At 53.3% G+C, this 14,747-nt stretch carries 10 protein-coding genes and 2 pseudogenes; 6 read left to right on the forward strand and 6 right to left on the reverse strand.

Annotated elements, in window-relative coordinates; translation table 11 throughout:
- Positions 1-107: 107 nt before the first annotated feature.
- The 4 genes and pseudogenes from GTU79_RS31340 to GTU79_RS09860 form a co-directional block, all read right to left on the reverse strand.
- Positions 108-1,400 (reverse strand): ATP-dependent helicase, encoded by a 1,293-nt coding sequence (locus GTU79_RS31340; RefSeq protein WP_420854174.1) that lies wholly within the window; start codon positions 1,398-1,400, stop codon positions 108-110.
- Positions 1,401-1,475: 75 nt separating this feature from the next.
- Positions 1,476-2,254, reverse strand: a pseudogene (locus GTU79_RS31345) (ATP-dependent helicase); the annotation flags it as partial.
- 48 nt (positions 2,255-2,302) lie between these two features.
- A complete protein-coding gene (locus tag GTU79_RS09855) occupies positions 2,303-3,256 on the reverse strand; it encodes a CHAD domain-containing protein (protein ID WP_203522057.1) in 954 nt (317 codons plus the stop codon).
- A 116-nt stretch (positions 3,257-3,372) separates the two neighbouring features.
- On the reverse strand, positions 3,373-3,933 hold the full coding sequence (locus GTU79_RS09860) for a flavin reductase family protein (RefSeq protein ID WP_203522056.1): 561 nt from the start codon (positions 3,931-3,933) through the stop codon (positions 3,373-3,375).
- Positions 3,934-4,527: 594 nt separating this feature from the next.
- Between GTU79_RS09860 and scpA the strand changes: the two genes are divergently transcribed.
- The 4 genes from scpA to GTU79_RS09880 are packed head-to-tail and all read left to right on the forward strand — an operon-like array spanning position 4,528 to position 9,971.
- Positions 4,528-6,672 (forward strand): methylmalonyl-CoA mutase, encoded by a 2,145-nt coding sequence (scpA, locus tag GTU79_RS09865; protein ID WP_132922373.1) that lies wholly within the window; start codon positions 4,528-4,530, stop codon positions 6,670-6,672.
- A complete protein-coding gene (meaB, locus tag GTU79_RS09870) occupies positions 6,665-7,660 on the forward strand; it encodes a methylmalonyl Co-A mutase-associated GTPase MeaB (RefSeq protein ID WP_132922372.1) in 996 nt (331 codons plus the stop codon). The genes scpA and meaB overlap by 8 nt, the downstream gene beginning before the upstream one ends.
- Before the next feature lie 11 nt (positions 7,661-7,671).
- Complete coding sequence (gene scpB, locus GTU79_RS09875) at positions 7,672-8,457, forward strand: methylmalonyl-CoA decarboxylase (protein WP_132922371.1); 786 nt, start codon at positions 7,672-7,674, stop codon at positions 8,455-8,457.
- A gap of 56 nt (positions 8,458-8,513) precedes the next feature.
- Positions 8,514-9,971 carry a succinate CoA transferase gene (locus GTU79_RS09880; RefSeq protein WP_413726912.1) on the forward strand — a complete coding sequence of 486 codons (1,458 nt, stop codon included), beginning with the start codon at positions 8,514-8,516 and terminating at the stop codon, positions 9,969-9,971.
- 245 nt (positions 9,972-10,216) lie between these two features.
- Here GTU79_RS09880 and srsR read toward each other — a convergent pair whose 3' ends face one another.
- On the reverse strand, positions 10,217-11,137 hold the full coding sequence (gene srsR, locus GTU79_RS09885) for a LysR family transcriptional regulator SrsR (protein ID WP_203522055.1): 921 nt from the start codon (positions 11,135-11,137) through the stop codon (positions 10,217-10,219).
- Between the two features lie 189 nt (positions 11,138-11,326).
- Here srsR and GTU79_RS09890 point away from each other — a divergent pair, with 189 nt between their 5' ends.
- Entirely contained in the window at positions 11,327-12,205 is an 879-nt protein-coding gene (locus tag GTU79_RS09890) for an NAD(P)-dependent oxidoreductase (RefSeq protein ID WP_203522054.1), read from the forward strand.
- 360 nt (positions 12,206-12,565) lie between these two features.
- Complete coding sequence (locus GTU79_RS09895; protein ID WP_203522053.1) at positions 12,566-13,105, forward strand: DUF2058 domain-containing protein; 540 nt, start codon at positions 12,566-12,568, stop codon at positions 13,103-13,105.
- 440 nt (positions 13,106-13,545) lie between these two features.
- On the opposite strand, the pseudogene GTU79_RS09900 reads toward GTU79_RS09895, so the two are convergent.
- A pseudogene (locus GTU79_RS09900) lies at positions 13,546-13,765 on the reverse strand (hypothetical protein); the annotation flags it as partial.
- Positions 13,766-14,747: the final 982 nt, after the last annotated feature.

Genomic DNA, 14,747 nt, shown 5'->3' on the forward strand with positions numbered 1-14,747 from the left:
TCTAAGCTTGCTGGGCTTGTTGGCAAAGTGCCCGGACGGTTTACTCTTCTGGCAGCCAGTCCCGCCTTTTTAACTCCGAGGACGGTTGTCAGCAGCCGGGGATCAGTTCACTCACCTTTATGCAATGCGCTGAACTGGATATTGCGCTCGGTAGGCAGCGCATCGAACTTGATCGCATAATAGGCATCCCGTTCATGTACGCTGATAATGACCCCGCCGCCGAACACCGGATGATCCACCCGATCGCTGACATCATAGCGCGCCGCCATGTTCCCGAGCTGTTCATCCCCGGCGGTAATAGCCCGCAGCAGCCCGGTTTTTAAACCCTCTTCGAGGGGAACGACATACTCGATATTCTCCTCGCCGGCGTCAAAGATAAACCTTGAGGGATACTTCACCAGATTATCATTGGCGACTCCTTCCGCATCGCTCAGGTACAGCCGGTCCATGGCCCGGGTCATCGCCACATAGGCCAGGCGGCGCTCCTCCTCCATTTCCTCCAGCGAGCTTATGCGCCGGCTGGGGAAAACCCCCTCGTTCAGGCCGCAGATAAATACATAAGGGTATTCCATGCCTTTGGCGCTGTGGATGGTCATCAGCTTTACCGTATCGGGTTTCTCTTCGCTGTCGAGATTGCTGAATAGCGCGATTTGCGCCAGGAAATCTTCCAAGGTGGCGTCTTCATCCAAGGCGGCGCGCTGCACCGCGCGTTTGAGCTCCGCCACGTTATCCAGCCTATCCTGATCCCCCTGCAGCCGCAGATAGGCTTCATAACCGCTTTGATCCAGCAGGGTTTGCAGGGCGGTATCCATGGCCAGTGTCTGGCGGTGTTGCCCAAGAGCGTCGATGGCCGCAACGTAGCTCTTGGCCCGGGTGCCTTTGAGCATGTCGGTATCGAGGTTTTCCCGCAGGGACTGGTAGAGGGTCAGGCGATGTTGTTCCCCATACAGTGTCAGCGCCTCAAGCTTCTTTTTGCCGATTTTACGCGGCGGCACGTTGACGGTACGCAGAAACGCCAGGTCGTCACCGGCGGTGACCATGCGCAGATAGCAGATGATATCCTTGATTTCCCGGCGCTCATAAAAGGCGATGCCGCTGAAGATTTTATAAGGCAGCTTGTTTTCCACAAACCGCTCTTCCAGCATACGGGTAAGATAATGGGCGCGGTAGAGCACGCCGATGCTGCCGGCGGCAACCCCGGCGGCGCGCAATGCCTGTATTTGCGCCACCACCCAGTCCGCTTCATCTTTATCGCTTTTGGCATGGAAATAACGCGCCCTGGGACCGCTGGCCTTCACCGCATGCAGGGATTTAGGGAAGCGGACCTGATTCTTTTCAATCAGCGTATTGGCGGCGGTGAGGATTTCCGGTGTGGAACGGTAATTTGTGGTCAGCGCCACGGTAACCGCGGCCGGATAGACCTGATTGAAATCCAGAAACAGCCGCAGGTGCGAACCGCGCCAGGAGTAGATGGTCTGATCGGGATCGCCGACGATAAACAGGTTGCCGTGTTTGCCTGACAGCAGCTGCGCCAGTTTATACTGCCGTTTACTGACGTCCTGAAACTCATCCACCATAACGTATTGCATGCGATCCTGCCATTTTTGGCGCACGTCGGGGAAGTGCTCCAAAATCCAGGTGGCGAAGTTAATCAGGTCGTTAAAGTCCACGCCGAAGCATTTTTTCTGTTCATACAGATAACGCAGGAAAATCTCTTCATCACGGTCGCGGGCGTCGGAATAGCGTGCCTTCAGCTGTTCGTTGTCCAACTGGTAAATATCGTCGATATAAGTAGTGGCATGGAGCTTTTTGGCTTCCAGCACCTCGTCCAGGGTTCGCTTGATTGTGGTATCCCGCAGCGTCAGCCCCATATCGGTAAAGATTTTCTGCAGTATTTGCTTGAGGTCCTCCATATCCAGGATCGTGAAATTGCGGGGATAATTCAGAACATGGATGTCTTCTTTCAACAACTGCACGCAAAAAGCGTGGAAAGTGCAGATATAGCCTAGATCGCGATCCCCCAGGACGGCGCGCACCCGGCGCTTCATCTCGTTGGCGGCCCGATTGGTGAAAGTGACGCACAGGATATTCTTCGGCGCGATGCCCAGGGTGGACACCAAATAGCAATAGCGTTCGATAAGAGTGCGGGTTTTCCGGTGCCCGCGCCGGCGATAACCCTAACCGCGCCCTCGGTGGTGGTGATGGCTGCCCGTTGTTCGGTATTGATGTCGTTCGGCAGGTGAGTCAAAAACATTACCCCTTTCTATAATAAAACCCGTTTCCCTGCCGAAGGCTCGCCGCCTCAGGCTTGCAACGGGGTTTTCAGCGGTTTAAACGCCTGCCAGCAGCGCTGGATATTGTGGTCCTCGCCCTTGGCTCCGGCCGCCAGATAGCCACGCAGATAGCTAATGGTCTCCGCCAGCGGCGGATGGCTTTCCTGCAATTGCCGCAATAATCCCCCCGCGGTGGCGGCATCGTTAAGCCGTCCCAGCGTATCCTGCAACCCCGTCAGCGCCGTGACAAACGGCGCCATGGTTTTATCTACATACAGGGATTGAAAAAACTCCGCGCTGTAGCGGGTTTTTTTGGCGGCGATGCGCACTTTATGACGCTCGGTCGGCGCTGCCCCGGCGAGTTTTTTGCCGTGCTTTTTCAGCCGACGGCGATAGTGCTTGAGCATCTCGTCGGCAAACGGCGATATGCGGCTTTTCAGCCGCTTTTGTTGCGATGCGGAAGTTTTGTCGCGCCAGCCGCGCTGGTTGATCCACTGGGTCAGCGATAACACCAGCCGTTCGTAGCGTGGCGAACTGACGGCGGCGGCAGCGCTTTTGTCATTTTTTTTCGCCTGGCGGGAGGCCGCCTGTCGCACATACTCTATGGGCAGCGGTTCATCCAACTCGTCGGTCAGGGCGCTTAACACGGGACCGGCGAGGATATCCCAGTCACGGGCCATGCCCAGTTGCCGGGTCAGCCAATCCAGTTCCTCTTTTAACGACTCGTTGGGTAGCAGCACCGCTTTGAACAGGCCGATGGCCGAGCGCAGCCGGCGTAATCCCACCCGCATCTGATGAACGCTTTCCCCATCCTGCCGCCGCACGCCGGCGGCGTTGGCCAGTATTTGCGCCAGGCAATTGGCGGCAATCAGCTGGAATACGTGTCCCACCGTCATGGCCTTTTTAAGCTGCAAAGGCGCCGCTTTTACCGCCTCGGCAGCGGGTAATGACCGAACAGGATCGGACGTTGACAGATTTTCCATCGTTTTTTTCCGGCAGTTTAACTGATTGGCCGCACCCTATGTCCGGGGCGGATGATAACGACAGATAGGGCAAATTCCTTGCTGTCCGGTCATTATCCCACCGGACAGGCGCGCCTTTACAGCATTTCAGGCCGAAACTGTTGCCGCCGGCTGATGATCTTGCCCGACACCATAAACACCCCGTCGCCGGTATAATGCAGCGTTTCGGGGTGTTTGGGCGATGGGGCCGCATGGGCTTTGACAATCTCGAAGATAAAAAAATTATAGCGCTCAATCAGCACGTCGTCGTAGAGGCGGCACTCAAAATTGGCATGGCATTCGCGGATAAGCGGCGCCTTTACCTGCTGTGCAGGTGCGGCGGTCAGGCCGAAATGGCTGAATTTATCGATATCGGCGCCGCTGGTATTACCGATGCCCACCACGGTATCGGTTATGGCGGTGGTGGGAAGATTGATCACGCATTCTCCGCTGTCGCGTATCATGGCGAAACTGTGATTACCGCTGGAGATCAAGCAGCCGATGAGGGAAGGGGTGAATTCAAGTACCGTATGCCAGCCCAAGGTCATGATATTGGTCTTGCCCTGCCAGAATGAGGATACCAGCACAATGGGGCCGGGTTCCAGGTAGCGGCGCGCCAGGTTCACCGGAAGGTCTTTTTTAGCGGGAAATGCGGTCATAAGCTCTCCTCCTGCGGATGTCATCTGCCTACTATGACCCTAGCAGGTTTACCGCGATTGTGATCCAAAGCGCTAAATAACCTTGGCATCCCAAGGCGCCGCCTTACGCAATCGGCGGGAAAGGGACAAGGGAATAAAAAGAAACCGGTACGGGATTCCCCCACACAGAAAATAAAAAAATAAGCGGGAATTCCATCACGAAAATTAAAATAAGTTATTTTTCTGAATGGTTTTTGCTTTTTAATCGCCATTTAATTAGATCCCGATCCCATTTTAAAAAAGGCTAAGCCCTCTGCGTCGGGGTTCCTCCAGTGACCTTCCCCATGAGACAAATAATGATTGCCCAGCTTTCTTTTTTGGAGGCAAAAACCCCCCCGGAAAAGTTATATTTAAAATACCAGTTTTTTCATTAAATTTTACAGGAATCATAATTAATGAAATAATTTTTCATTTTCATGAATAAAGGTGATTAGTCGCCAAAATATCTTTTACCGGCCGGTACCGATTTCGGTTTATATCGGTAAGGGACACTGCGCGCGCGGAACGTGGACAGGAATGAAATAAAATTTATCATATTCCATCAGGAGTTCAATAATGGCTCAGCTAGAGGCATGGGAAAAACTTGCCAATAAGGAATTGTCCCGGTTAGGGAAAAGCGTTGATGACCTGCATACCCTTACCGCGGAAGAGATCAGCATCAAGCCCCTCTACACGGAGGCTGACCTTGCCGATTTGGAAGTGACCGGTTCATTGCCGGGCATCGCGCCCTTCGTCCGCGGTCCGCGGGCCACCATGTATGCCGCCCAGCCCTGGACCATACGCCAATACGCCGGCTTCTCCACCGCCACCGAGTCCAACGCCTTCTATCGCCGCAACCTGGCGGCCGGGCAGAAGGGGCTGTCGGTGGCGTTTGATTTGCCCACGCACCGGGGTTATGACTCCGATAATGAACGGGTATCGGGGGACGTGGGTAAAGCCGGCGTGGCCATCGACAGCGTGGAGGACATGAAGATACTGTTCGATCAGATCCCGCTGGAAAAAATGTCTGTTTCCATGACCATGAACGGGGCGGTTATTCCCATTATGGCGTTTTATATTGTCGCCGCGGAAGAGCAGGGGGTTAAGCCCGAACTGTTAACCGGCACTATCCAGAATGATATTCTGAAAGAGTATCTGTGCCGTAATACCTATATCTATCCGCCGAAACCGTCGATGCGGATTATTTCCGATATCATCGCCTATTGTTCGGCGAATATGCCGAAGTTCAATACCATCAGTATCAGCGGTTATCATATGGGTGAAGCGGGGGCCAACTGCGTTCAGCAGGTGGCTTTCACCATCGCCGACGGTATTGAATATATCCAGGCGGCGCTGGCCGCCGGTCTGGATATTGATGATTTTGCCCCGCGTCTGTCATTTTTCTTCGGTATCGGCATGGATTTGTTCATGAACGTCGCCATGCTGCGGGCCGCCCGTTATTTATGGAGCGAGGCGGTGAAAAGTTTCGGTTCCACCAACCCGAAATCCCAAGCGCTGCGCACCCATTGCCAGACCTCCGGCTGGAGCCTGACGGAGCAGGATCCCTATAACAACGTGATCCGCACCACCGTCGAGGCAATGGCGGCCGTCCTCGGCGGCACCCAGTCGCTGCATACCAACGCCTTTGACGAAGCCCTGGGCCTGCCCACCGATTTCTCCGCCCGTATTGCCCGTAATACCCAGATTGTCCTGCAGGAGGAATCGGCGATTTGCCGTACCGTCGATCCGCTGGCCGGCTCCTATTATGTGGAAAACCTGACGGATCAGGTGGTAAAAGCGGCGCGGGACATTATCCAGCAGATCAAGGAAGTGGGCGGCATGGCCAAGGCCATTGAGGCGGGTCTGCCCAAACGCATGATCGAAGAGGCCTCGGCGCGCCAGCAGTCGCTGATTGACCAGGGCAAACGCGTCATTGTCGGCGTGAATAAATACAAGCTGGCGAAGGAAGACGCCACCGCTGTACTGGAAATCGATAACGTCAAAGTGCGCCAGGAACAGGTGGAACGCCTGCGGCAAATCCGCGCCGCCCGCGACAACGCCGCGGTGGCCGATGCCTTGGGCCAACTCACCCATGCCGCCATGAAAGGCACCAATTTACTGGAAGCCGCAATCCATGCCGCTCGCCTGCGGGCTACGCTTGGGGAAATCTCTGATGCCATTGAAGAGGCGTTTGGTCGTTACCTGGTTCAGACCAATTGCGTCACCGGCGTTATCTCCAACAGCTATCATCAGAGCGCCGAAGGCACCGCGGAATTTGAAGAGATCAAGACCGCTACCGATCGCTTCCTGGCCGAACACGGCCGGCGTCCGCGCATCCTGGTGGCCAAGATGGGGCAGGACGGCCACGATCGCGGCGCCAAGGTTATTGCCAGCGCCTATTCGGACCTGGGTTTTGATGTGGACCTGAGCCCGATGTTTTCCACGCCGGAGGAAATCGCCAAGCTGGCGGTGGAAAACGACGTGCACGTCATCGGCGCCTCATCCCTGGCCGCCGGTCACAAGACCCTGATCCCAGCGCTGGTTGAAGCCTTGGGCCGCTACGGACGCGAGGATATCAAGGTCGTGGCGGGGGGCGTGATACCGCCGCAGGATTATGACTATCTGTACGAACGCGGCGTGGTGGCGATTTATGGACCGGGTACGCCCATGCTTACCAGCGTGCGCGACGTATTAAGCAAAATAAGTGATTACCATGATTAACGCTGACCGACTCGATGGCGCCGTTGAACGGTTGCTGGCGGGGGATCGGGTAGCGCTGGCCCAGGCGATGACCCTGGTGGAAAGCACCTTCCCCGCGCATCAGGGATTGGCCTCCGACCTGTTGGACCGGATCATGCCCCATACCGGCCGGGCAAAACGGGTGGGGATCACCGGCGTGCCGGGGGCGGGCAAGAGTACGTTTCTGGAAGCCCTGGGCGGCTATCTGCTGACCTGTGATATGAAGGTGGCGGTGATTGCCATCGATCCCAGCAGCCCCTTGAGCGGCGGCAGCATCCTGGGGGATAAAACCCGCATGCTGATGCTGTCCCGGGCGCAAAACGCCTTTATCCGCCCGGTGCCCACCGGCGGCTACTTGGGGGGCACCAGCCGCCGTACCCGGGAGCTGATGCTGCTATGTGAGGCGGCGGGCTATGACGTGGTCATTGTGGAAACGGTAGGGGTGGGCCAATCGGAAGTGGATATCGCCCATCTGGTGGACTGTTTCCTGTCGCTGCAGCTGGCCGGGGCCGGCGACGAACTGCAGGGCATTAAAAAAGGCATTATGGAAATGGCCGATATTATCGTTATCAATAAAGACGACGGCGATAATCACCCCCAGGTCATGATGACCCGACAAATGTATCAGGCGGCGCTGCATATTATGCGACGGAAATATCCGGCATGGTCACCACCGGTATTAACCTGCAGCGCGCTGCAACAGCAGGGTATTGACGATATCTGGCGCTGTATAGAGGATTTTTACCGGCAAATGGCGCTGGATAATCAGCTCGATGCGCTGCGTAAACGGCAATATCTGGAATCGATGCATAAGCAGATTGAAGAAAATACGTTGCAAGCCCTGTTTGCCCGCGGTGATATTCAGGACCGTTATCAGCAGGCTTTGCAACAGGTGGAAAATCACTGCTTATCGCCGCGAGCCGCGGTGAATAGCGTCGTTAATTATATTTGCGAAAAAATTTCTGACTGAGGGTGACAACGATGGCTTACGACTATGTAAAAGTATTGATAGAAAACCGCGTCGGTATAATTGAATTCAATTATGGAAAAAAATTAAATGCCCTGAGCGCGGTTTTTATCAAGGATATTCTTCAGGCATTGGAAGATCTGAATAATATTGATATCCGCTGCGTGATTTTGCGCGCCCAAAAAGGCACCAAGGTCTTTTCCGCCGGCCATGATATCCATGAGCTGCCGAAAACCCGCCGCGATCCGCTGGCGTATGACGACCCGCTGCGCCAGATTACCCGCGCCATCCAGAAATTTCCCAAGCCGATCATTTCCATGGTGGAAGGCAGCGTCTGGGGCGGTGCGTTCGAGCTTATCATGAGCTCCGATATCATTATCGCCAGCAATCAGTCCACCTTCTCCATGACGCCGGTGAATCTCGGCGTGCCTTATAACCTGGTGGGTATCCACAACCTGATCCGCGACGCCGGATTCCATATCGTCAAAGAGATGATATTTACCGCCTCGCCCATTTCCGCCCAGCGCGGCCTGGCGGTGGGCATTCTCAATCACATCGTCGACCCGCAGGATTTGGAAGAGTTCACCATGAAGATGGCGAATACCATTGCCGAAAAAGCGCCGCTGGCGGTGGCGGTGATAAAAGAAGAACTGCGGGTGCTCGGCGAGGCGCACACCCTGAATTCCGATGAGTTCGAACGCATTCAGGGACTGCGGCGCGTGGTATATGACAGCCAGGATTACCAGGAAGGCATGGCGGCGTTTATCGAAAAACGCAAGGCGAACTTCCTCGGCCATTAATCATTTTTTGTTAACTGGATCATGGAGTATTGACGATGGATCAGGACTTCGCAGTGATGACCGCCGATGAAGCGGCGCAGTTGATTTTGCATGGGAATATGGTGGCCTTCAGCGGGTTCACCCCGGCCGGCGCGCCAAAAGCGCTGCCGGAAGCCTTGGCCCGACGGGCGATGGCGCTCCATGAACAGGCGATACCCTTCAAGATAAAACTGCTGACCGGCGCGTCCATCGGCGCGCTGGCGGATAATCAACTGGCGGAGGCCGAGGCCGTTGAATGGCGCGCGCCGTATCAGACCGCGTCGGCGCTGCGGGATAAGATCAATCAAGGTGAAATCAACTTCGTTGACCTGCATCTGAGCGAAGTGGCGCAAATGGTGAATTACGGCTTTTTCGGCCCGATAGATGTGGCGGTTATCGAAGCCTCGGAGGTGACTAAAGAGGGCCGCGTCTATCTTACCAGCGGCATCGGCAATGCGCCGGTCTTTCTGCAAAAGGCGCGGCAGGTGATCATCGAATTGAACAGCTATCATTCGCCGCGCATCAAGGAAATGATTGATATCGTTTCCCTGGGCGCGCCGCCGCTGCGCAGTATGGTGCCGATTTTCCATACCCTCGACCGGGCCGGGGAAAACTATGTGCAAATCGACCCGAAAAAGATCGTCGCGGTGGTGCATACCCATCTGGCGGATCAGATTAAGGAGTTCGGCGACGAGAACCCCCTCTGCCGGCAGATTGCCCGTAACGTCGAGGGTTTTTTGCTCAAGGAACTCCATGCGCAGCGTATTCCCGAGGGTTTTTTACCGCTGCAAAGCGGGGTAGGCAATATCAATAACGCGGTGCTGAAGGCCTTGGGGGAAAATCCGGATATTCCACCTTTTATGATGTATTCCGAAGTGCTGCAATCGTCGGTAATAGACCTGATGGAGCAGGGCCGGATCATCGGCGCCAGCGCCTCCAGCCTGACCGTGCCGCCGGATGTGCTGCAGCATATCTATAAGAACATGGATTTCTTCAACGAACGGATTGTCCTGCGGCCGCAGGAAATTTCCAACAACCCGGAAATCATCCGCCGCCTGGGTGTCATTGCGCTGAACGTGGGCCTGGAGTTCGATATTTACGGCCATGCCAACTCCACCCATGTGGCCGGGGTGAATCTTATGAACGGTATCGGCGGCAGCGGCGATTTTGAGCGCAATGCCTATTTGTCCATCTTTATCGCTCCGTCCATTGCCAAGGGCGGTAAAATTTCCACTATTGTGCCGATGTGTTCCCATGTGGATCACAGCGAGCACAGCGTTAAGGTCATCATCACGGAAAACGGCGTCGCCGATTTACGCGGGCTGTCCCCAATCCAGCGGGCGCAAACCATTATCGCCAATTGCGCGCATCCCATGTACCGCGATTGCCTTAATCATTATCTCAGCCTGGGCAAGACCGGGCATATTCATCATGATTTGGCCCATGCTTTTGATATGCATATGAGCCTGATTGAACACGGGACCATGCTGTCGTAAAGACGTTACCGCATTCACTGCTTGTGATAGCGGGCCTAGCGTGCCGAGTGGCGCTCCGGCGGGCGGAAAAACCACGCCCGCTTCGACCACATCGGCGCGCTCTCCCTATAACAGGTTCGGTTTAAGCTTCAGTGATAGCCGGCCTGGCATACCCTGGAGCGTCCAGTCTCTAGGTCAACATTGTGTGGAACCTGCTGTCATGAAGGCCGCCGCGCCGGCTTAAATACGGACTGTCGTAACGGTGGTTATAACGCCGGGGCCGACGCGGTGAGGTTGGTGCCGTTACGATCGTCCTGCACCGCTTCCACCAGCTTTTCAATCATTTTGCAGCTTTTCAGCGAATAGAGGTACTCCGGCATATACATGGGTTGGTTGGGAGCGTCGAAATATTTCAGGCTGGCGGGATTGACGAACCGATAAGCGAAGTGCGGCACCACCGTAATAAATTGTCCCCGGCTGACGGCGCTGATTTTCGCCAGGAAACTGTAGGGCCGGTAGATAATGGTGGGCGTAATGCCGGCGTGGCGGAAGTGGGAGTCGATAAGCGATTCGAAATTCGCCCGATGCTGAAAACGCATTTGCAGCCAGGGCAGGGTATGCAGCAGCACGCTGGCCTGGACATTGTCATGGATACGCGACGCCAGAAAGCCCAGCCGGATGGGCTCCAGCGGGGTGATAAGCATACTGGCGATCTCCGCAATGCGGGTTGATGCCTGCTGGGGCGAAATGATCATATCCACGTCGTGGTCCAGCAAGCCGGACACCAGATCGCTTTCGTTAAAATCAAAGGGTTTGGTGGTGAAACCGTCAAATTTATCCCCCAGGCTGATGAGCTGATCAAAAATCATGGTGGGATAAGCGGTATCAATGCCGATAACGCAGTTTTTCTGGTGGTGGTTTACCGCCAGCATAATATCCGTATCAATGCTGGCCAGCCGCTGATAAATGGGATAGAGCATTTGATACAGTTCCTGCCCGGCTTTATTCAGGCTGATGCTGTTATCAGTACGTGAAAAAAGTTCATATCCCACCATTTCTTCCAGCGCGGCGATGCTTTTGCCAAACGGCGAGGCGGTCATATGCAATTTTTCGGCGGCTTTGGCGATATTATTGGTTTGAGCCAGCACGATAAAATTAATTAACTTCTTTGATACAAAAATGCCCATTTATTGCTACCCGCTTACAGCCACGCATCCATCGATAACGGCCGGATTGCCAAACAAAACCCATAGGAAGAGAGCGACAGAGCCTGCCGCCAACGTTAGAATTATCAAATTACCTTTCCGTGGAAAGAGAATTTCATCACACTCTGCTAATCCCATAAGCAAACAGTACAGTAAATAAGGGTGACATTAATGAACAATATTCCAGTAGTTGCCGTGCTTGGATTAGGCGCAATGGGCCATGCCTTTGCGGCCAATCTGTTGAAAAAAGGGTTCACCGTGCGGGGCTGGAACCGTTCTCCCCGCAAGGGAGACGATCTCGCGGCGGCGGGGTTGACGTTGTGCAATACGCCCCGGGAAGCGGTACGGGACGCCGATGTGGTTATCTCGATGCTGACCAATGCCGCCGCCACGGAAGAGGTGATTATCGGCGATAAAGGCATTGTTGAGCATCTTAAGCCAGGGGCGGTTGTGGTGCAGATGGGCACGATCGGCATTACCTCCACTGAGAAGCTGGATAAAACCATCGCCAAGGCGCGCGCTGACGTAGTCTTTGTGGATGCGCCGGTGTCCGGCACCAAGGCCCCGGCGGAAAATGCCCAGATTACCGTGCTGGCCAGCGGCGATCGCGCACGGGCCGCCGCCGTAGAGCCGGTATTCGGCGCCATCGCCAAGGGCACAAAATGGCTGGGCGCCGCCGGTGCCGGTTCCCGGATGAAGCTGGTGGTGAATGCCTGGCTTATCTCTATGGTGCAGGGGATGACGGAAAGTCTGTTTTTAGCCAAAACCCTGGGCTTTACGCCGGACGATTTTTGGGCGGCCCTGGAGGGCGGTCCCCTGGCCGCGCCTTATGTGAAGAATAAGCTGGAGATGATCAAGTCCGGCGATTATACACCCCAGATGCAGCTGTCGCTGGCGCTGAAGGATGCGAACCTGGCATTAGACGCGGCGGGTTCCGAGGATCTGCCGGGGCTGAGCGTTATCAAGGAGTTCTGGCAGAACGCAGTGGACGCCGGCTTGGGCGAGCAGGATCTGGCGGTGGTGTATCGGTATCTGAGCACAGTAAGATAGGCCCCCGCCGAGTGGGAAAACCACGCCCGCTTCGACCACATTGTCACGGTCGCCCTTCAACAGGTTCGTTGCACGGCCGGTGATGGCGGGCCTACCATGCCAAGGGGCGCTCTGGCGGGCGGGAAAACCACGCCCGCTTTGACCCCTTCGGCATGCTCTCCCTTTAACACGCTCGCTTTCACCTTTGGCGATGGCGGGCCGACCTAGCCTGCTGGGGTGCTTATGTCGTATAACGCTCCACCCCCTGCGTTACCCTAGGTGAATACTCAAGCTACACTGAGATCAGGTCCTGCAATCTGGTACAGTCTCAAAATTTACGGGTATAATCCCACACATTATTCAACTGGTTTAGAAACGAAGATGACAAAACTCACCTTACAAGAGCAGATGCTGAAAGCTGGATTAGTAACCAGCAAAAAAATAGCCAAAGTCGAAAGAACGGCTAAAAAATCGCGGGTTCAGGCTCGTGAGGCAAGAGCGGCGGTGGAAGAGAATAAAAAAGCACAGCTTGAGCGTGATAAACAGTTAAGCGAACAACAAAAACAAGCTGCTCTATCAAAAGAGTATAAAGCCCAGGTGAAGCAGCTCATTGAAATGAACAGAATCGACATTTCAAAAGGCGATATTGGTTTCAACTTCACTGATAATAATTTAATTAAAAAAATAAATGTGGATAAGCTTACTCAAGCTCAGCTGATCAGTGGCCGTCTCGCCATTGCCCGTTTGGTTGTTGATAACAGCGGGAAGAGTGAATACGCTATTATCCCCGCGAGCGTAGCCGATAAAATTGCACAGCGCGATGCGAGCAGTATTGTATTAAACAGCGCGCTGAGCCAGGAAGAGCAAGATGAAGACGATCCGTATGCCGATTTCAAGGTGCCCGATGATTTGATGTGGTAATGAGCATTTTGCCGATGCTTATGAATGAAAAGTCCCTTGGGGCTTTTCATTAAGATTTTATGTTCAGACAGTTTATGGTAAAACGCAGGGGTATCTTGGTTAGTACATCACTTCCGGACCCGCTGAGCGTTCAGTTTCGCGAGCCCAAAACCACCTACCTATCAACCGCCAGAGTAGGGGATTTTTTTGGCTTCCGGATCCAGGAGCTGGCTGAGCGTGTGCATGTGCATCGCAACCCCCCCTTTTTCACGGCCTCAAGCACAGCAATTGTAGCGGTATCTTGTGGATTTGGGGCGGGTTCTGGCCGTGGCCACCGAGAAGACGGGAGATGCGCAGCAGGCCGTTTTCCTCATCCGCATCGAACCTTAGCCTGCGTTCGTTTATAAAACGGTTGATGGCCTGCTCAGAGAAGGTCGGGCGGAAAAACGAGTAGGGTTAAGTCAACCCTTACTTAATTTGGCACCCTCGCTAATCTGGTGGTTTTGACCCCATATATCCATGCATCTATTCCCGCTTAGGTTGATGGTTTCCCCTGCGCCGGTATTCTCTTGGTGAGCGATATCCTAAAGTGCTATTAGGGTGATATTCTTTGTAATGTTCGAACGCCAACGATAGGTTTAACACCGCCGTCTGGCTGTCCGGTTTTGGCATCATGGCGATTAATTAATCAGATCGCCGCTATCGAGCGTAATGCCAAGGCCCAGCCATTCATGCGCGCAATTGAGCACGAAGAAAAGTGCTTGGCGAGCTAATGAAATAGTGTGTAACGCCGACGAAAACTGATACTAATAATTTTAACTCGAGGAGATAACCTCGCATTTTTTCGTAGACAAATAGGCATGTATGGGGTTAATCTTTATATGAATATTTTTATTTTATAAAGGCGAACTATGAGCGCTGTAAACGATATCCAAGAAGCAACACGTGTTGCAATAGATTCCTTAAACAACTTAGTGAAAACGCAAAAGATATAACAGTTGAAGAAGCCATTATTGAGGACGGAAACATAGAAGTAACACTAAGTTACTCAGATAGTGAAGTTCCCGATGATGTGACGCCTTCCTGCAACTTTTGTCTTTACTTGGAGAAAGGCGGAAGTGGCGTGTTTTATAATTGATAAAATATTTAAAACCTTCAAAGGCTTTAAAACTTATAATAGAAACAGGAAGTGATTTGTGAAAGCAATTCCACTCTTCGATACAAACCTATTACTTCTATTCGTAATAGGCTCTGTGGATCATGGTGATTACATAACTAGCTCAAAAGATTGAGGGATTTTACGTTTGAAGATTATGAAATTTTAACTTCATACATATCGAGCTTTTCAAATTTTGCAACCACACCTTATATATTAACTGAAGTTTCAAACCTCATTGATCTCCATGATTCTGCTGCTGATGAGGCATATAAAACTCTTCGATTAATTTCTGAAATAGCCGAAATAATTGATGTCATTCCTAAAAATGATACGAAACATGCTTATTTTCTACAATACGGAATAACGGATGTAAATATATTACATATAGCTTTAACACGACCCATTGTGACCAACGATAGAAGATTATCTCGCTTTGCCTACAATCTCTGTCCTATGGAAAATATTGTTCCTTGGTATCTTATAAAGACTAGGAGTAATTAATTA

The sequence above is a fragment of the Sodalis ligni genome (genome assembly GCF_016865525.2).
Taxonomy (GTDB): Bacteria; Pseudomonadota; Gammaproteobacteria; order Enterobacterales; family Enterobacteriaceae; genus Acerihabitans; species Acerihabitans ligni.